This window comes from Salmonirosea aquatica, from assembly GCF_009296315.1.
In the GTDB taxonomy this organism is placed as follows: Bacteria; Bacteroidota; Bacteroidia; order Cytophagales; family Spirosomataceae; genus Salmonirosea; species Salmonirosea aquatica.
The window spans coordinates 5,615,696-5,639,825 of record NZ_WHLY01000002.1; the positions used below are offsets into that span (position 1 = coordinate 5,615,696).

Genomic DNA, 24,130 nt, shown 5'->3' on the forward strand with positions numbered 1-24,130 from the left:
ACAATAAAATGAATATGTGTCTCTGATGGTTAGGTAGAGTATATCAAAACCCGGTCCGTCAGGGTTCCTTCATTTCACTGATTCCCTCGTAGTCATCATCGTCATAGTCATCATCGCCCATCCCGAATTCATTTTCCAAATCGTGCATGAACACTGCATCGATAGCCTCTTCCAGGGTAGGTAATACCAACAGGTCAGCGATGTTGGAATCTTCCAGAAGATCGGTGAAGTCATCGTTTTGGGTAGCTACCACCAGCGTTCCCAGGCCTGTGGTGCACAGTCTTACGAGTTTTCGCAGGGTCATGATACCCGCCGAGTCAATATCGGTGGCCTTATTCATGACTACAATCAGATTATGGTAATCTTCCCGGAGAAGTTCCCGGGCCTTGGCTTCGAACAAGGCAGGCAGCTCGTCGGTAAAATGGGTTTCCTCCAGGGTAATGACAGCGTATTTCTCGCTTCGATCTATTTTGTAATCCATCGTTTAAGTAGATGTATGGGTGACAATTCAGGCAATAAGTCAAGCCGGGGAACGCAAAAAGTTTTACTTCCCCTAACTACGAAGATAACGAACGCAGAATATTTTTCTCAATTCTGTTCAAAATATCCAATGTGTTTCCTTTGTCAAAAAGCATTCCGGTCACTTTTTCATACAACTCAATATACCGTTCGCTGATCTGATTGACCCAAGGATCATCCATGTGAGGAATCTGTTGCCCTTCCTTACCCTGGAAACCGTTTTCGATCAACCACTCCCGCACAAATTCCTTGGATAACTGCTTTTGGGGCAAGCCCGCCGCCTGATTGGCCGGGTAGGTGTCCGCATAGAAATAGCGCGATGAGTCGGGCGTATGGATTTCATCGATCAGGTAAATAGTCTCATCCCGTTTCCCAAATTCGTACTTGGTGTCTACCAGAATCAAACCTTGGTCGGCAGCCATATCGGTACCCCGCTGAAACAACGCCAGGGAATAAGCTTCGAGTTGGGCGTATTCGTCGGAGGGTACGATGCCCCTTTCCAGAATAGCCTCTCGCGAAATATCTTCATCGTGGCCTTCATGGGCCTTGGTAGTGGGCGTAATGATGGGTTGGGGCAGCCGGTCGTTTTCTTTCAGCCCTTCGGGCAGGGCCACACCGCACACCACTCGCTCACCGGCACGGTACTCACGCCAGGCGTGTCCGGCCAGGTACCCCCTCACTACCATCTCTACGGCGTAAGGTACGCAGCGCACACCCACCCCCACATTGGGGTCGGGTACATCCAGCAGCCAGTTGGGTACCACATCGGCAGTGGCTTTCAAAAAGTACGCGGCGATTTGGTTCAGCACCTGTCCCTTATACGGGATGGCTCGTGGCAGGATCACGTCGAACGCTGAAATACGGTCGGTTGCTACCATGACGAGCCGGTCTTTAAAGGAATATACATCACGGACTTTACCCCGGTAAAATCCCAGCTGATTGGGGAAATTGTAGTTGGTCTGCTGAATAACGTTCATAAATTACGATAGAATAAGAAACAAAAGGGGTAGGTGGTTGAGGTTACCATTCGATAATCTTGCTGCGCTCCGACTGATCATAGTACTGTCGCCGCCTCAACTGGTAAATGTACTGGGCTTCGTTGGTTTTCATAGCATCCAGGATCGAGCGGGCCTGATCTTCCGACATGTGAAGCCTCCGCAGATTCTGTAGCATTTCTTCGCGCTCCTGGGCCAATTCGAGTTCCCGTTGGGCTGAGGGAGCCACCGGCGGGGCCGGGGTAGGAGCCGGTTGTTCCACGGGGGGCGTGTCAGGGGAAGAGGCTCGGCCAGAAAATGTTTTTTTCAGGAGTTCATAATTATAGCGTGCCTTTCTGTTATCCGGGGACTGGCGGAGGGCTACCTTGAGGTAGTTTAAGGCTTCGAGTGTGTCCCGATCGCGCATCGTAGACAAAACAGCCAGTTGGGTATTGGCTTTCGAGGCAACCTCATCATCCTGCACATTCACCAGAAGTTTATACTGGGAGCGAGCTTTATCAAGACTATCCAGATAGAAGTAAGAGTGGGCAAGATACAACCGGCTGGCGGGTTCGGCGAAAAGCGATCCGTTCGTTATCTGTTCGTAGAGGTGAGCGGCCTGTCGAAAGTCTTTATTCAGAAAAGCAGTTTCAGCCTCCGTCTTATGGCGGTTAGCCTGGCTAATCGCATCGAAAGAGCGGTTGTCCCAAATCCACAACAAAAGATTAAGCAAGAAATAGGTCATAGTGCGCCACCTTGAAGCTCCCAAAAGTACGAATCACGGGTCAGAGTCGGAACGTTCTGACCGTGATTAATAAATCCAGAACCAATAATCCCAGGGCAATGATCAAAAAATAGTAATACTTGTTGCTGGCTACGGTGACCCGGCGGCGATCGATCACCTGCCCCTCGATCGAATTGATGTCATGGATGACACTGCTCAATTCATTCTGTTTGTTGTCGATCCTGTAGCCTTGTCCCTGAGTTTGCTGAACCAGATTCTTGATCACATCTTCCTGCAATTTACTGATCACCGATTCTCCGTCCTCATCCTTCAGAACCGAATTCTGGGTACGGATAAAACTTCCTTCCGGGGTACCTACCCCAATGACGAACAACCGGATGCCGAAGCGACGGAAGTTGTTGAAAAGTGATGCACTGCAGTCGGCTTTCTTTTCGGCATCCGTAAAAAGAACCATGATTTTCGACTTGTCAGCCGCCGCCTCGTCCTGGCTTACTTTCAGATAGGCCAGTTCGAGTGAGCTGCACAAGTTGGTGCCGCTGCCGGGTAACAGGTCGGTTTGCAACGATTGCACATAGAGATTCATGGCAGCCCGGTCGTAGGTCAGAGGCGATTGGGTATAGGCCTCATTGGAAAATACGATCAACCCAATACGATTGTTGGCCATTGCGTCCAGAAAATGGTTGATCTCGAATTTGACTTTTTCCAGCCGGGTAGGTGATACATCATTGGCATCCATGGATTTGGAAAGATCAACCAGCAGGTAAATGTCTTTGCCTTGGGATTGCAGATCCCGCTCGGCTTCGCCAAAGGAGGGCCCTAATAGCGAAATCAAGAGAAGTACGAAGGCAATAGTACGGATGAAAAGCTTGATGATGAGCGAGCGGGTGGTGGTCTTCAGCCGCCTGGCCACCCGGATAGTACGTACAAAGAAGGCCGCGTAAGCCCCGACAAAGAGGAGAGAGAAGACAAATTCAGTGGTCCCGAACGGATAATTCCAATTCATTGCAAGAGGGTTACGAAACGAGAAAGTGCCTCAAAAATAGGCAATCCGTTCTACAGACAAAGTTTTTTGCAGGATTGTTTGTATTAATCGTTTCCAACCCTCTATATTTGTGACCCAATAGCCGGAGAGATGGGTGAGTGGCTGAAACCAGTAGTTTGCTAAACTGCCGTACTCGTAAGGGTACCGCGGGTTCGAATCCCGCTCTCTCCGCATACTATTGAATAACATTGGTCTCGGGGAGTGGCGCAGCCCGGTAGCGCATCTGGTTTGGGACCAGAGGGTCGCAGGTTCGAATCCTGTCTCCCCGACAACAAAGACAAGTAATTAGGGTATCTGGTTTGGGACCAGAGGGCCGCAGACGGTCGGCCGCTGCCGTTCGAATCCTGTCTCCCTGACAATAAGAATCAGACAGCTACTCAATGGCTGTCTTTTTGTTTTCATTGGTCGCGTAGCTCAGCTGGATAGAGCATCTGCCTTCTAAGCAGACGGTCACAGGTTCGAATCCTGTCGCGATCACAGTTTTATTTCTTACGCGCGATTTACCTTATTGAGTTCTCAAAAGGCTGTTAAATTTCCCTCTTTTAAAGCGAATCTTCTGTCCTTTTATTCCTGTCAAAGATACTTCGAACCGACCCTTTATTTTCCCCGCCGTACGGTTCAGTTTCATTACCTTCACCCAACCCTGATCGCCGTCAGTGAACTCGTAATACCTTTGAAGTTTCCTAGTTTGCGTGTCCAGTACATGGAAGGAAGCTCTGCTGACCGTAAAAGTGGTTGTCGACCTGGCTATTTTGACGGGCAGGCAGGTATCGGGTAAGGCCAGGTCATAGGTACCTTTTTCTAAAGGTATGTGATAAAAGCTTAGAATTTGTGTTACACTCGAATCCTGTTTACTGAATGGCCCATCGGTCCGGGCTATGAGGCTGAACCGATCAGTCGAGCATGTCATGTTCTCTTTCGTATGAATTTCAATGGCTTCACCAGTGCCATACCAACGAGCATCATTCATAGAAGCCTTTATTGTGTGACGCTTAGAGCATGCCATACAGGTCAGCAGCAAGAGAATCGTCCGTTTCATCAGTTCCTTCAAAGCTAGTGAAAAATGTGAGGTACAAAGTGGCTATATTACTCAAATAACACAAGTCTTAAAGATTCAATACAAGCGATGATGCGAGCAAGCTCGTGCGATCATTCTGTCGCGATCTCACTTCGTTAAGGTACCCAGTAATCCTGCCACACAGTTGAATCGAAAAGTTATTTGACTTCATTCGCTCTTGTAGTATCGTTTTTCAATTTTACGCCTGACCGAAACCATCCGCCAAAGTCCGGTAATAAAAACCAGCGGGGCCAGCACCAGTAAAATATACCCCAACCAGCGAATATCCCGAAAGGCATCGAGCCGGACCAGAGTAACGCCTCCGGCTAGCATTGCCAAAGCCGTGCGGAAATACGCCAGGAAAGTACGTTCGTTGGCTAAACGGGTACGTTCGATAGCCAGCCAGTCGGACAGGGATAATTTGAGTTCTTTTTCTTCCATGAGCTTTATAAAAAAGCACCGCGCCGAAAGGTCGGGCGGTGCCTTGTGACAATACTATATAGGTAAATATAAAATAACTACTACCGCTGATCCAGAGCCACAAATTCGCGGTGGGTAGGACCAGTATAAATTTGCCGGGGTCGGCCGATCGGTTCTTTGTTTTCCCGCATTTCTTTCCATTGGGCAATCCAGCCTGGCAAGCGGCCAATGGCAAACATGACCGTGAACATATTGGTAGGTATACCCAGAGCCCGGTAAATTATGCCGGAATAGAAATCTACGTTCGGATAGAGCTTGCGCGAGACGAAATATTCATCTTCCAGAGCTGCCTTCTCCAGAGTTTTGGCTATTTCCAGTACGGGATCATTCACGCCCAGTTTGCTGAGGACGTCGTCGGCAGCTTTCTTGATGATCCGGGCCCGGGGGTCAAAATTCTTGTACACGCGGTGCCCGAAACCAAACAGACGGAATCCACTCGACTTGTCCTTCGCCATATCGATGTACTTCTGGGTATCGCCACCATCGGCTTTAATGGCTTCCAGCATTTCAATCACCTCCTGGTTGGCACCACCGTGCAGAGGCCCCCACAAGGCGCCGATTCCTGCGGAAATGGACGAGTAAATATTGGCATGCGAAGAACCTACAAGCCTAACTGTAGAGGTAGAGCAATTCTGCTCATGGTCAGCATGGAGAATCAGAAGCTTGTTCAAAGCCCGGGCGACAACGGGATCGACCTCATATTTCTCCACGGGCAGCGAAAACATCATGTTCAGGAAATTGGAACAGTAATCGAGCTCGTTATTGGGATAGTTAACCGGATGCCCTTGGGATTTTTTGTACGACCAGGTAACAATGGTTGGCATTTTGGCCATTAGCCGGATGATGTGCAGTTCCGTGTCGGCCGGGGCGTTGGAGTCGTAGGAATCGGGGTAAAAAGCACTCATGGCGCTTACAAGCGACGAAAGTACCCCCATAGGGTGGGCATTGACAGGAAAACCCTCGAAGATCTTCCGCATGTCCTCGTTCACCAGAGTATGCGTGCGTACTTCGTGTTCGAATACTTCGTATTGCTCCTTCGTCGGTAAATCACCGTAGATCAACAGGTACGATACTTCCAGGAAAGATGCTTTTTCGGCCAGATCTTCAATAGAATAGCCCCTGTATCGCAAAATGCCTTCTTCACCATCGAGAAATGTGATGGCGCTGGTGGTCGAACCCGTGTTTTTGAAACCGTTGTCAATGGTGATGTAGCCCGTTTTGTCGCGTAACTTGCCAATGTCTATGGCCTTTTCGTGTTCGCTTCCTTCAATGACCGGAAATTGATACTGTTGACCCTCAATGGTCAATTCGGCGGATTGTGACATAGGTTTCATCAGATAAATTAGGGGTACTTAAAAAATATTAGGGTAGAGTAAAGAGGGATTTAGTGAGATATTCCCGGGTTTTATGATAATAACTTATTTTCCAACGAATCAGTTTATCGCTTCTTCGGGCGCGTATTTGACCGTCAAATCAGAATTTAGTCTAGTTCGCAATATCCAAAAAAATATTTGGACTATCTATGCCCACATGTACTTTGTTGCCTGTTCCAGGGCTTTTATCCCGGGCGTAGGCGGTTTCATCAGGGGGTTTTATATATTTTACCCCCCTTCATTACCCAGGCGACCTTCTGTAGATCCTGTATTACCGCAGCAGGATTCCCCCGTACCGCAACTAGGTCGGCCAGCAGCCCGCTCTTCACCGAGCCAATCTGCTGCTCCTGGTGGAAGATACGGGCATTGCCCGATGTGGCAGCTTTGAGCACGTCCAGGGGTTTCATGCCATACTCCACCATGAGTTCCATCTCGCGGGCGTTGGTCCCATGTGCATACACACCCACATCGCCTCCCATCACCATCGTTACACCAGCAGACAGTGCCTGTTTGAAATTATTTTTTTTCTGCGTGATCCGCTCCGGTTCGGGATCCTGACCTTTTTTCCAGCCCCGATACTGGCTGATTGCATCACCCGCCGCCAGGGTAGGACACAGGGCTACGTTTTTGTCCTTCATCAACTTCCAAATCTCAAGGGTACCCCCATTGCCGTGCTCAATAGTTTCGACGCCCGCCTGGATGGCCCGGCGCATTCCTTCAGCGGTGGAAGCGTGGGCCACCACGGGGCGGCCGCTGCTCCGGGCCGTCTCTACGATCAGCCGGATTTCGTCTTCACTGTAAGTAGGACGAGTTTCTCCCGAAGGCCCCCATCGGTAATCAGCATAAATTTTAATCAGATCAGCCCCTTTTCCAATCTGCGTACGTACCGCCCGAATGAGGCCATCGTGGCCATCGGCTTCTTCGGCGCCCTGTGGAACGGCCACATCAGCACCAAACCCTGTGGGACCATAGCTACCTGTAGCGACCAGGGCACGCGTAGCCACGATCATGCGTGGGCCGGGAATAATCCCCTCATTAATAGCTTTTTTTAAGCCTACGTCGTCGTATTCAGCGCCTTCTGTGCCCAGGTCCCTGACCGTTGTAAAACCAGCTAACAGCGTTAGTTCGGCGTGTTTTACAGCTCGGGCGGTGCGGTAAGCGCGGGATTCCTTGAGTACCTGATCGTCCCAGGGCGTTTCATTGTAAGGATGGAGAAAAAGGTGCGAGTGTCCTTCGATGAGTCCCGGCAGGAGCGTCATTCCCGCTAGGACTACCACTTCTGCCTGGCTGACTTCAGCCGGAAAATCAGTCGCATTGCCTACAGCCACAATCCGTTCGCCTTTTACCCAAACCGACCAATTCTCATGCATGCTTTCACCGTCGAACACCCGGTCGGGGCGCAGGAGATAGGAACTTTGCGCATGGAGGGACGTGAAAGTCAGAAGACCAGCAGCGAGCCAAAAACAGAACCGGGCAATCATAATTCGGTTTGTTTTTTTGCCTGAAAAAGGGCAGTGATAAGGTACCGACCGAAAAGGCCGGTCATCAGAACGGGCAACAGATGGGCTCCGTAGATGAAAGCCTTACCGGTAAGCCCGTAGGAAAACGAAGAAAATGTCACGTACACATGGGCAAACAATGCCATGCCCAACACGAGCAGCATCAGGTACCAACCCAACGCCGCGCGGGGCGAAGTACCCCGGCGGATGACTTCACACAGGAATAAGGAAATGCCCAGCACCAGAAATACCGTAGCCAGCGCCCGGGGGAAAGTTTTGATATAGTCGTGTTTGAAAATAAAAATTCCGATGCGGCCGATGAGATTGGGGTGGGAGAGGAGGAAGGCATCGGTGATCCCCAGTATTACTAAAAGTGAGGTGGTTGTAAGGTTTCTAGACATTCAGGTAATGCGTTTTTATATGTGGGAAACGATGGCTTCAACCCACTGTTCAGTAGTGGCGTGGCTATCGAGCCAGTGAATTACGATGCCATCCCGCTCCATTTTACGAAAGTAGGTCATCTGCCGCTTGGCAAAGCGGTGAATTTCGGTTTCGAGCCGTTGTACCATGGTATCGTACGGGAGTTCGCCAAAGAGGTATTGGGTAACAAATTTATACTCCAATCCGTAATAAATCAGGATTTCGGGCAAAATTCCCCGATTCAATAGTCCCTGGACTTCGTCCACTAGTCCGTTTTGCAAGCGCTCGTGTAATCGCCGACTGATGCGTTGTCGCCTGATTTCTACGGGCGGATTCAACCCAAAGACCTGGAAATCGGGTACGGCGATTTCTGGAAAGGCATAGTCAGGATTAGCGCACAGGTAGGTAGCGATTTCGATGGCCCTTATCGTACGCTTGCGCGTGGAGGTATCGGCCAATCCTGAATACGCGGAAGGTACTTCGTGGAATATAACTAAAAGCTCATCGTGGGAAAGAGCCTCCAATTCTTCCCTCAGCGGCTCGTTGATCGGGATTTCGGTAAACTGATGTCCCTGCAAGAGTGCTTGAATGTACAGCCCCGTGCCGCCGCACAGGAGGGGTACCTTGCCCCGTTTTCGTATTTCGGGCAATAATTGAAAAACATCCTGCCGAAACTGGTGTACATGATATTTTTCACCGGCATCCTGAATATCAATCAGATGGTAGGGGATTGTTGTCCCGTTCACCACGTATTCCTGCAAGTCTTTTCCCGTACCGATTGTCATGCCGCGGTACACCTGCCGCGAGTCGGCACTGATGATTTCACCATCAACGCGATGAGCCAGTTGGGCGGCCAGCCGGGTTTTGCCGGAAGCGGTGGGACCGAGGATTATGATCAAGGTAGGTCGGGTTAGGGTACTTTAATGGAAAGCAGTCACTGATTACAGATGCGGTACCTTCATCACTTTAACAAACTTACGGCTTCCGGCATTAAAAAGAGGGATATAGCCCCGTTCTGAGGCCGTTTGTTCACTTAAACCATCGGGCAGGCGATGCGGGTAATATCGCTCCATCGTCTGTGGATTAATCCAGAACCTCTGGGGGGGCGTATCGCCCGTCGGCACAAAGCCCAGCTTAAGGTAGCTACGCCCGGTCGACCATTCCAGGTCGGCGTAGGTCATCACATCATCGGGTTGGTGCGCTTTGGTAAAATGACTCAGCAGTTTGTCGAGGCCTCCAACGACGGTTGTGTTGAGCAGATTAGCATACCGAACCAGCTCAAAGGAATAATGAGGGTGCCCTGCGCGCACGAACTGGCGCGGACGGGCAAAGGTACCCACTGCTACCAGCAACGCATCGGCTTCGGGTGGGTTTTGAAGTACCCGAAAGTGTTTGCTAGGTAAAAAGAGCCCGTATTTGAATTTAGAAAGAACGGCATCCTGCAAATGATTTTCCTGTAAGAAATCCAGCGTCGTGGGTCGGTCGAGGCGACGTGCCTGCGTCAGGCGGGCGGGAATGCGCTCGGATATTCCCAATTGAGCCTTTATCCGTGACTGAACGATGGAACGTTTGGTATGCCAAATATCCTCCCAGAGTGTCACCTGAAGCGTCGGTTTGCCTTCCGTTTCCGCTGAACTTGACAAGGTTTTTTTTTCTTCGACGAGCGGCAGCAGATTTACTCTTAAGTCAGTTTCGTTTTTTGACAGGATATGCAAAGCCCACTGATTGGAAAATGACTCCGAAAGACTTATTTCCTCCACGGGCAGTGTTTGGGCCCATTCCATAACCTCGGATACGAAGGATGGTTTTTCGTTCATAGTGCGAAGGGCGGGTTGCGCCACTACCAACGGAGTCCTTTCCACTGGTCGGCCAGCAGGTGGGCGATGATTTCATTGCCCTTGTTGGATGGATGAAGCCCGTCGTAGGTCATATTGATGGCGGCTTCGGGATAGGGGTACTCGTCCTTTTCGGGATCGAACGGGATTGTGGTGTATTCGGGGTAGGTGTAATTCCGGTACTCGCCGGTGGCGGGATCTTTTAATCTTTTGAAATTCACCATATTTTCCACCGTCATGCCACTGGCGTGGTAGAGGTCTACAACCGGAATTTTTTCGTAACGGCCTATGTCCACCACTGCCTTGGCAAACTGCTCCAGGGTTTGGTCTTTTTTGGATTTGTAGGAGCCGTATGCGTTGTTTTTTGGGTTGTTGATATACACAAAATCACCTCGCTGCATGGGCGTAATGAGAATAATTCGGGCTTTTCGATTAAGCTGTTTCAGTTTATCCGTAATCAGTCGAAAGGCACCATGTACGGTGGAAGGGCCTGTGTTTTGCTCATAATCGGCCAAGGTACCCAATGGCCGTCCCTGCCACCAGTCGTTGGTACCCAGAAAAACAGTATACACATCGGCTTTTACCAACCCGAGCTTATCCAGACTTTCGGCAATCTTAATGGCGGTCCAGCCATTATGTCCTTGATTGATGTATTCCACGCGGGGGAAATGTTCAGAAATCTGGGTAAGGTACCCCTTGGTCAGGCGGTTGCCTGTTTCGTCGGGGTGGTCGTTGAGGTAGGTAATGGAGTCGCCGATGGCTACCCAGCTGATTTTCTTTGGAGCTGCGCCCACGAAAACCAGCATGAGCAATGCGAAAAGAAGGTGTTTTTTCATGAGTAGAAAGGGTTAAGGATTATTACTTCCCGATACAGAATTTACTGAAAATATTAGCCAAAAGGTCATCCGAGACGATGGTGCCTGTGATTTCGCCCAAATGGTAGAGGGCCAGTCGGATGTCCTGCGCCAGGAAATCACCCGTGATGCCCGCATCGAGGCCTTGCAGCACCTCGTCCAGGGCCGCCGAAGTTTTGACCAGATGTTCATAATGGCGGAGATTGGTCACGACGGTATCCGTGCCGGCCTGGCTCTGAACCTGGCTGACGATGGCGGCTTTAAGAGTGTCAAGGTGCAGGTGGGTGTGGGCGGAGATAGGCACGGCATGGGGAGGGGAAGGAATCTGGTTTTCCAAAAGATCCACTTTATTCCTCACCCAAATAACCTTCTTATCGGCCGGCAGTCCCTGTGCCAGTACTTCTACCTCCCGCAGGGTTTCTTCGCTATCGTACAGCATCAATACCACGTCGGCCTTTTCCATCGCCCGGCGCGAGCGTTCGATGCCCAGCGATTCGACTACATCCTGGGTTTCGCGGATTCCGGCAGTGTCGATAAAGCGGAATTTCAGGCCTTCCAATACCAATGTGTCTTCGATCACATCGCGGGTAGTCCCGGCGATTGCCGTCACGATGGCTTTTTCTTCGTTGAGCAGGGCGTTGAGTAAGGTGGATTTGCCCACGTTGGGGGAACCAATGATCGCTACAGGTACCCCATCTTTGAGGGCATTGCCGTAGTCGAACGACTCGATGAGTGGGTGAATGGTACCTTGCAAATTTTGGATAAGCGTACGCAGATCATCCCGCTGGGCAAACTCTACGTCTTCTTCGCCGAAATCCAATTCCAGCTCCACCAGTGAGGCAAAATGAATCAGCTCTTCCCGTAACGCCTGTAATTTTTTCGAGAAACCGCCCCGCAGTTGCGTCAAGGCCGTCCGGTGGCTTACTTCCGAGTCGGCCGCGATGAGGTCGGCCACGGCTTCGGCCTGCACCAGATCGAACTGGCCGTTCAGAAAAGCCCGTTGGGTAAATTCGCCCGGTCGGGCAATGCGCGCTCCTCCTTTGACAAGTACCTTCAGAATCTGCCGGACAATGTAGTCGGAGCCATGGCAGGCGATTTCTACGGCATCTTCCCGGGTAAAAGATCGTGGCGCACGGAAGACCGTAACCAGCACTTCGTCAATGAGGGTACCTTCCTGGCGAATCGTGCCGAAATGCACCGTGTGACTTTCCACTGTAGTCAAATCCTTTCCCCGGAAATAGCGGTTTGTGAGGTCAATGGCCCCTTCTCCGGAAATCCGGACGACGGCGATAGCCCCCACACCCGAAGCGGTAGCCAGGGCACAGATGGGTTCCTGCTGGTTGATTGAAATAGCGTTCATCGGATGAATGGACCGGACTTGCGTTCCATATTTGTCTATATTTGAAGCCCGAAGTATCAGGTCTGTCTAATCTGACGAGGCTGTTGATTTTTACAAAGGTACGGTAATGAGAAAAAAGATCCGTTGTATTTGGGTGCTGGGAATTGCACTTGGGTTTTTGGCTGGATGCTCGAGTCACACCCTGTATTTGGTTCGTCATGCTGAAAAAGCTGCTACTCCGGCCAATGACCCGCCCCTCACCGCCGTCGGCCAGCAACGAGCGCAGGCGTTGCTGGATACCCTGCGAAATAAAAATATCGAATATATTTTTTCAACGAACACGCTGCGTACGCGCTCCACGGCCGAACCGCTGTCCCAAGCGATCGGGGTACCTATAGAGCCCTACGCCACCGATACCCTATGGGAGGTAGCCCGTCGGCTGACCAAACTTCGCGGTGGCAATGTTCTGGTCGTGGGACACAGTAATACGCTTCTGCCCCTCCTGGATCAACTGCCGGTCACCCATCAGAAGAAAACGATTCCCGACAGCGATTACGACAATCTGTTCATCGTTACGGTGAAGCGACGTTTTCTGCGTCCTCCGCTGATTCGTTTGGAGGAGGGTACCTTTGGAGCGTTGGCTGAGTGAGGTAGGGGTACCTTCTACCGCCAGTAGCGTTCCAGTACCGGTGAGGCTGGTTTTTGCAGGGACATCAGTTTGGGAAAAAACGGCGCTTGCAGAGCTACTTTCACAAACCGATCCTCCCATTCCGCTTTGGGAATATCCAGCAAATCGGCGGTTGAATCACCCAGGAAGAAACGCATCTGCGCCGCCGGGGCGTTTCGTAGGGAAGGGGAGGTAATTTGTTGTTCAATCGCTTTCAGCAAAGCCCGGGTCAAGCCCTGCCCCGCCTCGGAAGACCTGAATTGCCGGGCCGAAATGCCTTTTTCCAGGCGGTACGCTTCCAGCATATTCTGCGGAAGCAGGGCGGGATCTACCCCTAGGAGTTCACCCACCACATTCCAGAAGTGTAAAAAAGAAGACTCTTCTTTCTGGGAAACCGAAATTTTGAGTTTTCGAAATCCTTTAATCGCAATGTACGAAAAGGAAAGATTGGTGGCGGCCATGTCCTCCTGACAGATAGGGTACCCCCAGGCCGCATCCCAGCGGCCGCTGTGGAGCGTAAACCAGCGAATGGCGGCGTGCAGAAGTCGGATTTTGGCGATGCGCTGAAAGTTACGGCCATTGTGCCAGTCGGGCTCCTGCATGATACCGAACACGAACGCTCCCGTCTCTTCCAGCCGTTGGTAGGTATTATTCCGGATGCGTTCCGAAATCCAAAGCACCTGGGCACCGTTGGCTCCAGCATAGCAGTAGGGTAGGGAGTAGGTACCCAATAGTAGGGAAATAAGGCGGTAGTTCCGCCAAAAGAAAGCCATCCCCTCGTCAAACGCCTGTGCATCAAAAGTATCAGGAAATTTGTTTTGGGATTTGATAAATTCCTGAACTGCGTCGGACTGGCCCTCAAAGGTGAAATCTTCGTAGTTGGTCAGGAAGCGCATCAGTGGACCGACCGCCCCATGTCCTCCCTGAGCGGCCACGGCGTCGATGACCGCATCGGCGGCCGGGTCGCCGGTATGCCGGTAGGGTTCCAGGAAATCAGCGGGGAATGATCGACCCGTTATCGTATCTTTGCGCATGAAACTGAATTGGACTTTTCTCTTTGGAATAGAACCTCACGCAGAGGAGTTTGGTTTAGTTTAAAATCAGTAATTTGGAGAAAATGGCGGTGATGAGTTTAAAAGAAAGCGCAGAGCAGGTGGAGTATGAAGTAGGTACTTTGCTTCCGATCATGGAAGCTTTCTATACTTTACAGGGTGAAGGAGCGCACACGGGCCGGGCGGCGTACTTTATTCGGTTGGGGGGGTGTGATGTGGGCTGTCACTGGTGCGACGTGAAAGAATCGTGGGATGCGGATCATCACCCGAAGACCTCTATTGCAAATATCGTAGCCGGAGCTCTGGCGCATCGGGGTAGGTTGGCGGTAATTACGGGTGGCGAGCCTTTGATGTACAATATGGACGCGTTGACCCGGGCGCTCCAGGAAGTTGGCTTCCAGACCAATATTGAAACGTCTGGAGCTTACCCGCTCTCCGGCCAGTGGGATTGGGTATGTTTCTCGCCAAAGAAATTCAAGGTACCCCATCCGTCCATTTATCCCGCCGCCAACGAGCTGAAGGTGATTATTTTTAATAAAAGTGATTTTGCTTTCGCAGAGGAGCACGCCGCTCGGGTTGGAAAAAGTTGCAAGCTGCTGTTGCAACCCGAATGGAGCCGTCGTGAACAGATGCTGCCCCAGATCATTGACTATATTAAAGACAATCCCCGTTGGCAAATATCGTTACAGACTCATAAGTTTATGAATATTCCGTAATGAACCGCATCATCTGCCTTGTTCTCCTCATCGTGCTGGCCAGCTGCATGGGTACCTTCGCGCAGGATAAAGCCATGCCTCGCCGGACGCGGGAGCTGTACGACAATGCCCAAATTGCCTGGAAGGAACGAAAAATGGAAGCAGCGCTGCCTTTGTTCCAGAAACTGGCCGAACTGGAACCCGGCCTTCCCGAGGTACATCTAAGGCTAGGGCAGCTCTACGAATGGCAGCGGCAAACTGCCCGTGCCCGTTACCATTATCAGCAGCTGGTAAAGCTCGATCCCGATGCGCCGGAAGTAGCCACCGCCTACCAGTGGCTGGGACGTGACACCTTTCAGCGAGAGTGCTACGACTCGGCGCAGGTGTACCTATCGCAGGCCCTGGCCCGCTACCCCGAACGGTCCAATCTGGCACTGGTTACCCGTAAGTGGATCGCTTCAGCCCAATTTGCCGAGCAGGCCATCAGGCATCCTTTGAAAATAAACAAGCGCTCCCTGGGCGATACCGTCAATTTCCTGAAAGCCCAGTTTTTTCCGGTACTAACCGCTGATAATGAAACACTGATATTCACCGGTCTTACCCCGGAGCGGGACGAGAATATGTACATCACGCACCGGACAGAAAAAGGTTGGGACACGCCGGAGGAAATTTCAAAAAATATCAATTCACCCAATAACGAAGGTACCTGTACCATTTCGGCGGACGGCCGAACGTTAGTCTTTACCGCTTGTAATCGCCCCGATGGGTACGGGGGCTGCGATTTGTACTTTACCCGGCAAGACGGAAAAGACTGGCTGGCTCCGAAGAATATGGGGCAGACCGTCAATAGCAGCAACTGGGAATCCCAGCCGTCGTTGTCGGCCGATGGCAGTGTGTTGTACTTCACTTCGGATCGTCCCGGTGGCGCGGGGAAGTCGGATATTTGGAAAACTATCCTCGACAGCTCGGGGGAATGGCTTACTCCCACCAATCTGGGTAGGACGATCAACACGCCCGACGAGGAGAACGCCCCTTTCATTCATGCCAACGGACATACCCTTTTCTATGCGTCCAATGGGTTGCCGGGTCTGGGTGGGTTCGACCTCTTCATGTCTCAGCGTACCGATACGCTATGGAGCGATCCTAAAAACCTGGGGTACCCTATCAATACCGTCGCTGATCAGGTAGGGATGTACATATCGGCCGATGGTCAGACCGCCTATTACACCGATGACCGCACCGAGCCCAAAGGTCGGCGGGCCATGCTCTATGCGTTCACCATTCCCGATACTTTGCAAAAAGCCTTCGTACCCACCAAGTACATCAAAGGAAAGGTGTTTGACCAAAGTACCAAAGCACCCTTACAGGCCTTGCTCGAATTGTACGACCTGGGGAGTCAGCAGCGGGTGGCCACGTTCTCATCGCAACCTGCCAACGGTGAATTCCTGGCCGTGTTGAATCAGAACAGTGAACATGCCCTGTATGTGGTGAAAGAAGGGTACCTATTTAAAAGCCTGACTTTCGTGGCCACTGATTCCACTCCCTCATTGCGACTGGATATTCCGCTGGAACGGGCCGAGAAGGATCGGGTTGAGGTGCTGAATAATATCTTTTTTGCCACAGGAGAATATACCCTCGATGAGAAATCAAAGGTAGAGCTGCAAAAACTGGTATTGTTCCTGAAAGACAACCCCAAACTATCTATTGAGATAGCCGGACACACCGACGATGTGGGGAGCGATAAGGAAAATTTGGAACTTTCACGGCAGCGGGCCCAAAGCGTAGTTCGCTACCTGGCTGGCTCCGGGCTACCGGACAGTCGGTTTACAGCGATCGGTTATGGTGAAACAAAACCCAAGGTACCTAATGATTCTGACCAGAATCGTCGTCTCAACCGCCGGATCGAGTGGCGTATCCGTTGACTTGCTTTGGGTTTTCGCGGTAAAAGTTGCACTTTTGTTGTTTACTCCGTGTTAGAAATTAGTCACTAATCCGGGCTTTATTGTGCGGATAGGGATTGGAAGAAACCAGAAAAATAGTTTGATCAATCATTTACCGAATGGTCTGGATAGCTGACAAACGAAGTACTGCCTTCTGTCCACCTTCAATTATTTAACAATACAATGACACCCGAAAAAATTGAATGCCTGATCATCGGATCAGGTCCCGCCGGTTATACGGCAGCTATATACGCCTCCCGTGCCGGCTTGAAACCCGTTCTCTACCAGGGTCCTCAGCCAGGTGGACAATTGACCATCACGACCGATGTGGAAAACTACCCCGGCTACCCCGATGGAATCGGTGGTCCCGAAATGATGATGGATTTTGAGAAGCAAGCCCGTCGATTTGGCGCCGATATTCGGTACGGGATGGCTACGGCGGTTGATTTTTCAGGAAATTGCCATAAAGTTACCATAGACGACAAGTTCGAAATTGAAGCTGAGTCGGTCATAATCTCCACGGGCGCCTCGGCCAAGTGGCTGGGTTTGCCCGGCGAAGAGCGTCTGAATGGACGGGGCGTTTCGGCCTGTGCGGTATGTGATGGCTTCTTCTTCCGGGGCCAGGACGTGGTTGTGGTAGGAGCAGGCGATACCGCCGCCGAGGAAGCGAGCTACCTGGCCAAACTGTGCCGCAAGGTGACCGTTTTGGTACGGCGCGATGAGATGCGTGCTTCCAAAATCATGCAGAAACGCCTGATGTCGCTGACCAATGTGGAGATTCTCTGGAACACCGAAACGGTCGAACTCCTGGGAGAGGAAGGTTTGGAAACGGTAAAGGTGGTGAATAACCAGACCGGCAAAGAAACTCTGTTGCCAGCCACGGGATTTTTTGTAGCTATTGGCCATAAGCCCAATACCGACCTGTTTAAAGACTACCTTGATATGGACGCTGCGGGCTATATCCAGACGGTCAAGGGTACCAGCCGCACTAACATTGAAGGGGTGTTTGCCTGTGGCGACGCTCAGGATTTTGTGTACCGCCAGGCGATTACGGCGGCGGGCACAGGCTGTATGGCTGCCCTGGACGCAGAACGCTATCTGGCCGCCCGGACCCTGATGGCTGAAGAACAGGAAATGTAGAAAAATCTTGATTATCAGGAAGGGTACCCCCCTTCCTTTTCTTTTATAGATCTATGAAAGTTAAAATAGGGATAAGCCTGCTTTGGCTCCTATGCGCGGTTACTGTGCGGGGGTATGCTCAGGAGCGGGGAAAATTTCGTAAGAATCCGAAAATAAAACAAAATACCACTGAAACTTACAATCCCAATTTTCCGGTGATAGAGCCCAAACGGGAACCGGAAGTGGATTTCAAGGTAGAAACCTCTACTATTCAATTTCAGAGCCAGTTTGAACCCGCTAAACCTCTCAATCCGGTCGTGAATGAAGACACCACCACGATTGACGAAGGAGAAACCGAGGTGCTGGAAGTAGTGGATTCCATGCAGATCGGGGACGAATGGGTCAAAATTGCCGACTACTACGTGATTTGGGACTCGCGTGCCATTAACCCGTACGGCATGGATCCCCTGGAATTTAACGAAACCATCGACCTGAAGCTTTACGATCCGGCTGAAAACCGTTTCTGGAATACCCCCGTCGAAGGCCCACGCATCACCTCCAATTTCGGGTTCCGCTGGGGACGCTGGCATGCGGGTACCGACATCGACCTCGAAACGGGTGATCCCGTCTATAGTACGTACGATGGCATGGTACGGGTAGTGGGCTGGGACGGGAACGGCTACGGTCGCTTCGTGATGGTAAGGCATTACAATGGGCTGGAAACCCTCTACGGGCACATGTCCAAACCCCTTGTGGAATCAGGTCAGATTGTAAAGGCCGGAGATATTCTCGGGCTTGGGGGTAGCACCGGACGTAGTTCGGGCTCTCATTTGCACTATGAAAACCGTTATGAGGGAAATCCCTTTGATTCCAAGTATATTTTCGATTGGGAAAAACAGCAGGTCCGGTCGGATCACTTCACGCTCACATCACAGGTATGGGATTATAAAAGAGGAGGCCGCCCCGCAAAAAACGAATTTGAAGAAAGTGAGAAACCCGTGTACGTGCGTACCATGCTTCATCGGGTTCGCTCGGGTGAAACCCTGTCGTCCATTGCCAGCCGTTATGGCCTGAATGTGTCGGCCTTGGCCAAGCTCAACCGAATATCGACACGTTCAACCCTGCACATCGGTCAAAAACTGCGTGTAAAGTAATTAATTCCTCGAAGCATACCTGAGAGTAATATTCTGCCTCTATGAAACTTGACATTCTGGCGATTGCCGCCCACCCCGACGATGTAGAACTGGGCTGTGCGGGAACGTTGCTGGCGCACATGGCGCTGGGCAAAAAAGTGGGGATTCTGGACCTGACGCGCGGTGAACTGGGTACCCGGGGTACCCCCGAGGGGCGGGTACTTGAAGCTTCGGAGGCTGCTCATATTCTGGGAATTGAGGTGCGCGCTAATGCCGGGCTTGCCGATGGATTTTTTCGGAATGATGAAGCGCACCAACGTGCTATCATCCCCTACATCCGGCAATACCAACCGGACATTGTGTTGGCTAACGCTCATAGCGACCGCCATCCCGACCACGGCCGGGCTTCTGAACTGATCTCCCAAAGCTGTTTTTATTCGGGCCTCCGCATGATTGAAACGGTTGACGCCGAAGGTACCCCACAAGCAGCCTGGCGCCCCAGGAATGTTTTCCATTTTATTCAGGATCGGTATATACAACCTGATTTCGTGGTTGACATCACGCCACATTGGGACAAAAAAGTAGAAGCAATGCTGGCGTTTAAAAGTCAGTTCTTCATTCCCAATGCCAATAGTTCAGAGCCCCAAAGCTACATTTCAAGCCCCGAATTTCTGGACTTTATTCGGGCCAGGGCTGAAGAAATGGGCCATGCCATCGGCGTAAAGTACGGCGAAGGTTTTACCAGTAAACGGCAACTAGGCGTCCGGGATTTGTCTGTTTTCTGTTAGGGCGACAGGCGTCCGATGGTCCAGGAACCTGTACTGTCCCTCATATAGGCGATCCGGTCGTGCAGGCGACTGGGCCTGCCCTGCCAAAATTCCATGCGGTCGGGTACCAGGCGGTAGCCTCCCCAATGGGGCGGCCGTGGGACGGTCTGGTCAGCAAATTGTTTTTCGTATTCAGCCTGTTGTTCTTCTAAAATCTCCCGCGACGGTAGATTTTCGCTCTGGTGCGATACCCATGCGCCGATTTGGCTGCCCCGCGGCCGAATGGCAAAGTATTCGTCGGATTCCTTGGCGCTGACTTTCTCGACACTACCTTCAATACGTACCTGCCGCTCTAAATCCACCCAGAAAAAGGTAAGGCTTGCAAAGGGATGCAGGGCCAAATCGCGCCCCTTTCGGCTGTGGTAATTGGTGTAGAAAACGAAACCCTGCTCATCCAGTTCTTTCAGGAGCACAATCCTTCCGCTGGGACGGGAATTTTCTCCCAAGGTACTGAGATGCATAGTATTGGGTTCGGACAATCCGGCCTCAAGAGCGGTATCGAACCAGTTTCGAAATTGTAAGAGGGGATTTTTGTCGACAGCGGTCTCACTCAGGCCATTCAGGGTGTATTCCTTGCGGAGATCGGCAATTTTCTGGCTCATACCGGGATGGTAAATTGAAGGTTACTCGGACAAATTTAACCATTTCAAAGAAAGATTGTTAATTTTGTGGTTCTACGACTTACGAAACACCGATTACGATGGCTCAGCACGAACACGATGCACGGAACGCAGACGAACAAAAACCGTTGAATCCAATTCCGGTGGATGATCCGACGGCAGTTCCCGAAAACAAAGCAGAAGCAGAAGAAAATCCCGAAGAGCAAATAACGCCCCCAGAGAGCAAGGGAGCAGAAGCTGACGTAGCTGAGGAAGTATCGAGCCTGGACCTGGCGAACGATGATGGAACAGATGAGAACGAAATGGATGTGCTGGTACCTGAAATAGGTCCGTCCGCGGGTGATATGGAGGCCACAGAAACCTTGAACGACATGGAAGACGAAACGCATCTGGCCATATCGGGCACCGCCGACCAAGATCCTCAATTGCTCGGTAAGGCTTACGAAATGGCCGAAGCCGCAGCTGACCATGACAAGCCTCAAGTGGAAACCCCGACTTCACAACCCGAAAACAGTACGCCCGAACCTAATGCCGGTGAATTAGAAGAAACCGTAATGCTGGAATTTACCTCCGAAGCGGAATCTACGGATGAAACGTCTGAGTCCGAGGAAGATACTATTGAAGCATCCGGTGATGAGGATGAGGATGCTGAAGAGGCCGATGATATTGATTACAGCCAACTGAGTAAGTCAGAACTGGTAACGGCCCTTGAAAAAGAAATAGAAGACTTGTCGGTACCTTCCGTCGGGACGGCGCGCTTTAGGAAAGCCGATGCTGTGGTTAAGGAAATCAGGCCGGTGCTGGATCAATTGAAGCGGACAGAATGGAACAGTGCCAAAGAGAAATACGTGACTGATACCGGATCGGAAGATGGCTTCGAGTATAAGCACGACGAAACGACCCGCCGAATCGAAGAACTTACCAAAGAAATCCGATCGAAGCGTAAGGACTTCTTTCAGAAACTGGAAAAGAATAAGGACCAGAACTTTAATCAGAAAACCGAACTTCTACAGCGCCTGCGGGAGCTAGTGGATACTGACGAGAGCCATGAGACGGGGGCTGCCGATATCAAAAGCAGCTGGGAAGAATTTAAGAAAATTCAGGAAGAGTGGAAACAGGCCGGAAACGTATCATCGCCGCACAATGGTACCCTATGGGCTACTTATAATGCCTTGATTGACCGCTATTTCTCGAACCGTAACATTTATTTTGAGTTAAAAGAACTCGATCGCAAACGCAATTCTGAATTAAAAATAGAATTGTGCGAGAAAATAGAGAATTTGGTAAAGACGCTGGAAAACCGGCCGATGTCACGGGAAGTGCTGAACGAGGGAAATCAGATTTTCGAAGAGTATAAGCATGTGGGTCCCGCTCCCCGCGACGAACAGGAGGTACTTTGGCAGCGGTTCAAAAAGTCGTTGGATGCGCTCTACGATGCAAGACGGGCTCAGTACGACGACCAGAAAAAGACCATGGTGGAGGTCTATGAGCAAAAATCGAAAATTTACGAAGCCATAGTACCCTACACGACGTTTTCGTCGGGTAGTATCAATGAGTGGAATACAAAATCGAAAGAAATTATTGCCTATCAGGAGGCATGGGTCGCCACCAAAGGCCCCATGCCCCGGGATGAGGGCAAGCAACTGAGTAAGAAATTCTGGGCTGCCTTGAAAACATTCTTCAGCAATAAGGGGGAATTTTTCAAGCAACTGGAAGCCAAGCGGGAGCATAACCTGAAAGCCAAAACGGCACTTTGTGAAGAAGTGGAACGGATTGTGGAATCGGGAGAAGACACGCCTGCCAACACCCAGCGTGTCATTGAGTTGCAGAAGCAATGGAAGGGCATTGGGCAGGTACCTGAGAAATTCAAAAACTCGATCTATACCCGCTTTAAGCAGAGTTGTGATGCGTACTTTGATCAGAAGCGTTCGAAAAACAAAGAGCAGGACAAGGATTTTGACGACAATTTGGCTCAAAAGAAAAAGCTCTGCGAGCGCATTGAAAAAGCGGCAGCCGATCCAAAGGATTCTACACTCTCGCATCTGAATGATTTTAAAGAGGAGTGGGCCAAGATCGGGTTTGTCCCGCGTAAGGATATGCAGTCTATTCAGAAACGGTATATTGCGGCGATCAATGATTACGTAGGGGCCATTGGTAAGCTTTCCAGTAAGGAGAAAGAGCAGGTGGTATTGGAAAGTGAAGTGGAAATGGTGAAGGAAGGCGATTCAAGCCGGAATCTTTATCGCAAGGAAAGCGATATTAGGCGTAAGGTAACCCAACTTGAAAACGATATCGCTCTCTGGCAGAATAATATCGAGTTCTTTGCCAAGTCCAAATCGGCAGACAAGGTAAAAGCTCAGTTTGAAGAAAAAATCAGGAAAGCTTCAGAACAACTTGAAGATTTGAAGCACCAACTGACTATAATTCAGGAAGCTATATAAGAATCCTTAGGGCGCAACTTATTTTTTAGATAAATAAGTTGCGCCCTATCTGTACAAATACTACTTTTGCCCCACGATAAATAAAAGCCTCCATAGCTCAGCTGGTAGAGCAACTGACTTGTAATCAGTAGGTCGTTGGTTCGATCCCGACTGGGGGCTCCTGAAAGCTCAAACCGAAAGGTTTGGGCTTTTTTTATTATATCGTTATTATAAGTTATGGTTTAGAGAGGAGGGGTACCTGGGTATTGGCATTATTGCAGTACTATCCAGTTTTATAAATATTTTACATAACATCATAACGGTTTAATCACGTTATATTGAATAGATTGACCCTAATGCCATGACAATGAATTGCCTTTTACTAGGAAATTGGGTAGGGGCACTGAATGATACAATATTATTCAGATATTTAGAGAAACAATTCCTACCGCCATGGCTAAACTCAAATTACTCCTTTGGAATATGGAATGGATGAATGACCTGTTCGACCAGAATGGTGATTTTCACCCGGACACTCATAAACCGCAACATGCCCAAAGCACAACGGTACGCACCCGGCGGAATCACCTCAGCGGGGTCATCAACGAGATAGCTCCCGATATTGTAGTAGTAGTAGAAGGCCCCAACCGGGAAAAGGAGTTGAAGCTTTTCTTTGAGTCGGACGTAAACGGGGAATGGGAGGTCAAACTACAGCCTACTTCGGGTTCTTCGCAATGTGTCGGGTGTGCGGTGCGCACGGATTTAAGCCGATTCCACGACCAGCATCCAGTACGTTTTTTCGATACGCAAACGATGCCTATTTTCCAACCCTTCGAGTTGACGAACGAGAACGACGGCATTATTGAAAAGTACCGCTTCGAACGGTCCCCACTCTATGTGGAGATTACCACAGCCGAGGGAGAGGCCTTCAGGCTAATGGGGCTTCATTTGAAAAGTAAAGGTATATTCAATGCCTACGAATGGAGCAAATGGTGGGCCGTTTCTGATGGGAATCGTAAGAAACTGCAGGCCCAGGCCACACAAATTCGGGTGCAATTCCTGGATAAGTACCTGGGCGATCCTACTACACAGCGTATCCCGATTATCGTGTGCGGCGACATCAACGATGGGCCAGGAATGGATGCAAGCGAAAAGCGATTGTTGGGAAGTGCCATCGAGCGGCTGATGGGAAATGTGTGGCGCCCCTTCCTGAGCCTGGGCAATGCACTTTTCGACACACTTTCCGAGAAGGATCAGGCAAATCTGAATTTTGAAAAAATCTACACTACTTCGTTTAAGGATCCCATTTTTAACAATGTTTGGCAAAACGAATGGATCGACCACATCCTGTATAGTTATAATCGACCTGAATGGGTGGCAAACGCCATGGTAATTAAGGATATGCCCGACGGTCAGAAAATCTGGAGTAAATATCCGCATGCCTCGGATCACTACCCGGTCACGGCGGACATTGAATTGGCATGAGTTCGATAGGGTACCTGGTAGGAGCCTCCGAACTG

The 24,130-nt window shown here is 50.5% G+C and carries 23 protein-coding genes and 4 tRNA genes; 12 read left to right on the plus strand and 15 right to left on the minus strand.

Going from position 1 to position 24,130, the window contains the following annotated elements; genetic code table 11:
- Positions 1-58: 58 nt before the first annotated feature.
- From GBK04_RS24155 to GBK04_RS24170, 4 genes are all read right to left on the minus strand, one after another.
- Positions 59-481: an STAS domain-containing protein gene (locus GBK04_RS24155; RefSeq protein WP_152764170.1), complete on the minus strand. Its 423-nt coding sequence runs from the start codon at positions 479-481 to the stop codon at positions 59-61.
- Between the two features lie 76 nt (positions 482-557).
- Positions 558-1,496 (minus strand): phosphoribosylaminoimidazolesuccinocarboxamide synthase, encoded by a 939-nt coding sequence (locus GBK04_RS24160; protein ID WP_152764172.1) that lies wholly within the window; start codon positions 1,494-1,496, stop codon positions 558-560.
- A 43-nt stretch (positions 1,497-1,539) separates the two neighbouring features.
- Positions 1,540-2,238 carry a hypothetical protein gene (locus GBK04_RS24165; RefSeq protein ID WP_152764174.1) on the minus strand — a complete coding sequence of 233 codons (699 nt, stop codon included), beginning with the start codon at positions 2,236-2,238 and terminating at the stop codon, positions 1,540-1,542.
- A 40-nt stretch (positions 2,239-2,278) separates the two neighbouring features.
- On the minus strand, positions 2,279-3,241 hold the full coding sequence (locus GBK04_RS24170) for a VWA domain-containing protein (RefSeq protein WP_152764176.1): 963 nt from the start codon (positions 3,239-3,241) through the stop codon (positions 2,279-2,281).
- 123 nt (positions 3,242-3,364) lie between these two features.
- Between GBK04_RS24170 and GBK04_RS24175 the strand changes: the two genes are divergently transcribed.
- The 3 genes from GBK04_RS24175 (at position 3,365) to GBK04_RS24185 (ending at position 3,757) form a co-directional block, all read left to right on the plus strand.
- Positions 3,365-3,451, plus strand: a tRNA-Ser gene (locus tag GBK04_RS24175).
- Positions 3,452-3,475: 24 nt separating this feature from the next.
- Positions 3,476-3,549: transfer RNA gene (locus GBK04_RS24180), tRNA-Pro, on the plus strand.
- A gap of 134 nt (positions 3,550-3,683) precedes the next feature.
- A tRNA-Arg gene (locus tag GBK04_RS24185) sits at positions 3,684-3,757 on the plus strand.
- A gap of 28 nt (positions 3,758-3,785) precedes the next feature.
- Here the strand turns inward: GBK04_RS24185 and GBK04_RS24190 are convergent.
- The 9 genes from GBK04_RS24190 to mnmE all read right to left on the minus strand — a co-directional run bounded on the left by GBK04_RS24190 (position 3,786) and on the right by mnmE (position 12,158).
- Positions 3,786-4,331, minus strand: a complete 546-nt coding sequence (locus GBK04_RS24190; RefSeq protein WP_152764178.1) for a hypothetical protein — start codon at positions 4,329-4,331, stop codon at positions 3,786-3,788.
- 174 nt (positions 4,332-4,505) lie between these two features.
- Positions 4,506-4,778, minus strand: a complete 273-nt coding sequence (locus GBK04_RS24195) for a YidH family protein (RefSeq protein WP_152764180.1) — start codon at positions 4,776-4,778, stop codon at positions 4,506-4,508.
- 80 nt (positions 4,779-4,858) lie between these two features.
- Positions 4,859-6,142 carry a citrate synthase gene (locus GBK04_RS24200; protein WP_152764182.1) on the minus strand — a complete coding sequence of 428 codons (1,284 nt, stop codon included), beginning with the start codon at positions 6,140-6,142 and terminating at the stop codon, positions 4,859-4,861.
- Between the two features lie 257 nt (positions 6,143-6,399).
- The gene (locus GBK04_RS24205; protein WP_152764184.1) at positions 6,400-7,671 is read right to left on the minus strand and encodes a metal-dependent hydrolase family protein; all 1,272 of its coding nucleotides are present in this window, start codon (positions 7,669-7,671) and stop codon (positions 6,400-6,402) included.
- Positions 7,668-8,090, minus strand: a complete 423-nt coding sequence (locus GBK04_RS24210; RefSeq protein ID WP_152764186.1) for a hypothetical protein — start codon at positions 8,088-8,090, stop codon at positions 7,668-7,670. The genes GBK04_RS24205 and GBK04_RS24210 overlap by 4 nt, the downstream gene beginning before the upstream one ends.
- Before the next feature lie 15 nt (positions 8,091-8,105).
- Positions 8,106-9,008, minus strand: coding sequence for a tRNA (adenosine(37)-N6)-dimethylallyltransferase MiaA (miaA, locus tag GBK04_RS24215; RefSeq protein ID WP_152764188.1), 903 nt, complete (start codon positions 9,006-9,008; stop codon positions 8,106-8,108).
- 42 nt (positions 9,009-9,050) lie between these two features.
- Positions 9,051-9,926: a hypothetical protein gene (locus tag GBK04_RS24220; protein WP_152764190.1), complete on the minus strand. Its 876-nt coding sequence runs from the start codon at positions 9,924-9,926 to the stop codon at positions 9,051-9,053.
- A gap of 23 nt (positions 9,927-9,949) precedes the next feature.
- Positions 9,950-10,780, minus strand: a complete 831-nt coding sequence (locus GBK04_RS24225) for an SGNH/GDSL hydrolase family protein (protein ID WP_152764192.1) — start codon at positions 10,778-10,780, stop codon at positions 9,950-9,952.
- A gap of 22 nt (positions 10,781-10,802) precedes the next feature.
- The gene (mnmE, locus tag GBK04_RS24230; protein WP_152764194.1) at positions 10,803-12,158 is read right to left on the minus strand and encodes a tRNA uridine-5-carboxymethylaminomethyl(34) synthesis GTPase MnmE; all 1,356 of its coding nucleotides are present in this window, start codon (positions 12,156-12,158) and stop codon (positions 10,803-10,805) included.
- Positions 12,159-12,345: 187 nt separating this feature from the next.
- Between mnmE and GBK04_RS24235 the strand changes: the two genes are divergently transcribed.
- Positions 12,346-12,786, plus strand: coding sequence for a SixA phosphatase family protein (locus GBK04_RS24235; protein WP_373331303.1), 441 nt, complete (start codon positions 12,346-12,348; stop codon positions 12,784-12,786).
- 14 nt (positions 12,787-12,800) lie between these two features.
- Here GBK04_RS24235 and GBK04_RS24240 read toward each other — a convergent pair whose 3' ends face one another.
- Entirely contained in the window at positions 12,801-13,838 is a 1,038-nt protein-coding gene (locus tag GBK04_RS24240) for an oxygenase MpaB family protein (protein ID WP_152764198.1), read from the minus strand.
- A gap of 92 nt (positions 13,839-13,930) precedes the next feature.
- On the opposite strand from GBK04_RS24240, the gene GBK04_RS24245 reads away from it, so the two are divergent.
- From GBK04_RS24245 to bshB1, 5 genes are all read left to right on the plus strand, one after another.
- A complete protein-coding gene (locus tag GBK04_RS24245; RefSeq protein ID WP_373331304.1) occupies positions 13,931-14,572 on the plus strand; it encodes a 7-carboxy-7-deazaguanine synthase QueE in 642 nt (213 codons plus the stop codon).
- A complete protein-coding gene (locus GBK04_RS24250; RefSeq protein ID WP_152764199.1) occupies positions 14,572-16,473 on the plus strand; it encodes an OmpA family protein in 1,902 nt (633 codons plus the stop codon). Before GBK04_RS24245 ends, GBK04_RS24250 begins: the two co-directional genes overlap by 1 nt.
- Positions 16,474-16,674: 201 nt before the next feature.
- Entirely contained in the window at positions 16,675-17,631 is a 957-nt protein-coding gene (gene trxB / locus GBK04_RS24255) for a thioredoxin-disulfide reductase (protein ID WP_152764202.1), read from the plus strand.
- A 53-nt stretch (positions 17,632-17,684) separates the two neighbouring features.
- Positions 17,685-18,764, plus strand: a complete 1,080-nt coding sequence (locus GBK04_RS24260; protein ID WP_152764204.1) for a peptidoglycan DD-metalloendopeptidase family protein — start codon at positions 17,685-17,687, stop codon at positions 18,762-18,764.
- Positions 18,765-18,805: 41 nt separating this feature from the next.
- Positions 18,806-19,531, plus strand: coding sequence for a bacillithiol biosynthesis deacetylase BshB1 (bshB1, locus tag GBK04_RS24265; RefSeq protein WP_152764206.1), 726 nt, complete (start codon positions 18,806-18,808; stop codon positions 19,529-19,531).
- Here the strand turns inward: bshB1 and pdxH are convergent.
- Complete coding sequence (gene pdxH / locus GBK04_RS24270; protein WP_152764208.1) at positions 19,528-20,172, minus strand: pyridoxamine 5'-phosphate oxidase; 645 nt, start codon at positions 20,170-20,172, stop codon at positions 19,528-19,530. The genes bshB1 and pdxH overlap by 4 nt on opposite strands.
- Before the next feature lie 98 nt (positions 20,173-20,270).
- Here pdxH and GBK04_RS24275 point away from each other — a divergent pair, with 98 nt between their 5' ends.
- From GBK04_RS24275 to GBK04_RS24285, 3 genes are all read left to right on the plus strand, one after another.
- Entirely contained in the window at positions 20,271-22,631 is a 2,361-nt protein-coding gene (locus tag GBK04_RS24275) for a DUF349 domain-containing protein (protein ID WP_373331305.1), read from the plus strand.
- Between the two features lie 86 nt (positions 22,632-22,717).
- Positions 22,718-22,790 (plus strand) — tRNA-Thr (locus tag GBK04_RS24280).
- A 273-nt stretch (positions 22,791-23,063) separates the two neighbouring features.
- Positions 23,064-24,095, plus strand: a complete 1,032-nt coding sequence (locus GBK04_RS24285; protein ID WP_152764210.1) for an endonuclease/exonuclease/phosphatase family protein — start codon at positions 23,064-23,066, stop codon at positions 24,093-24,095.
- The last annotated feature ends 35 nt before the right edge of the window (positions 24,096-24,130 follow it).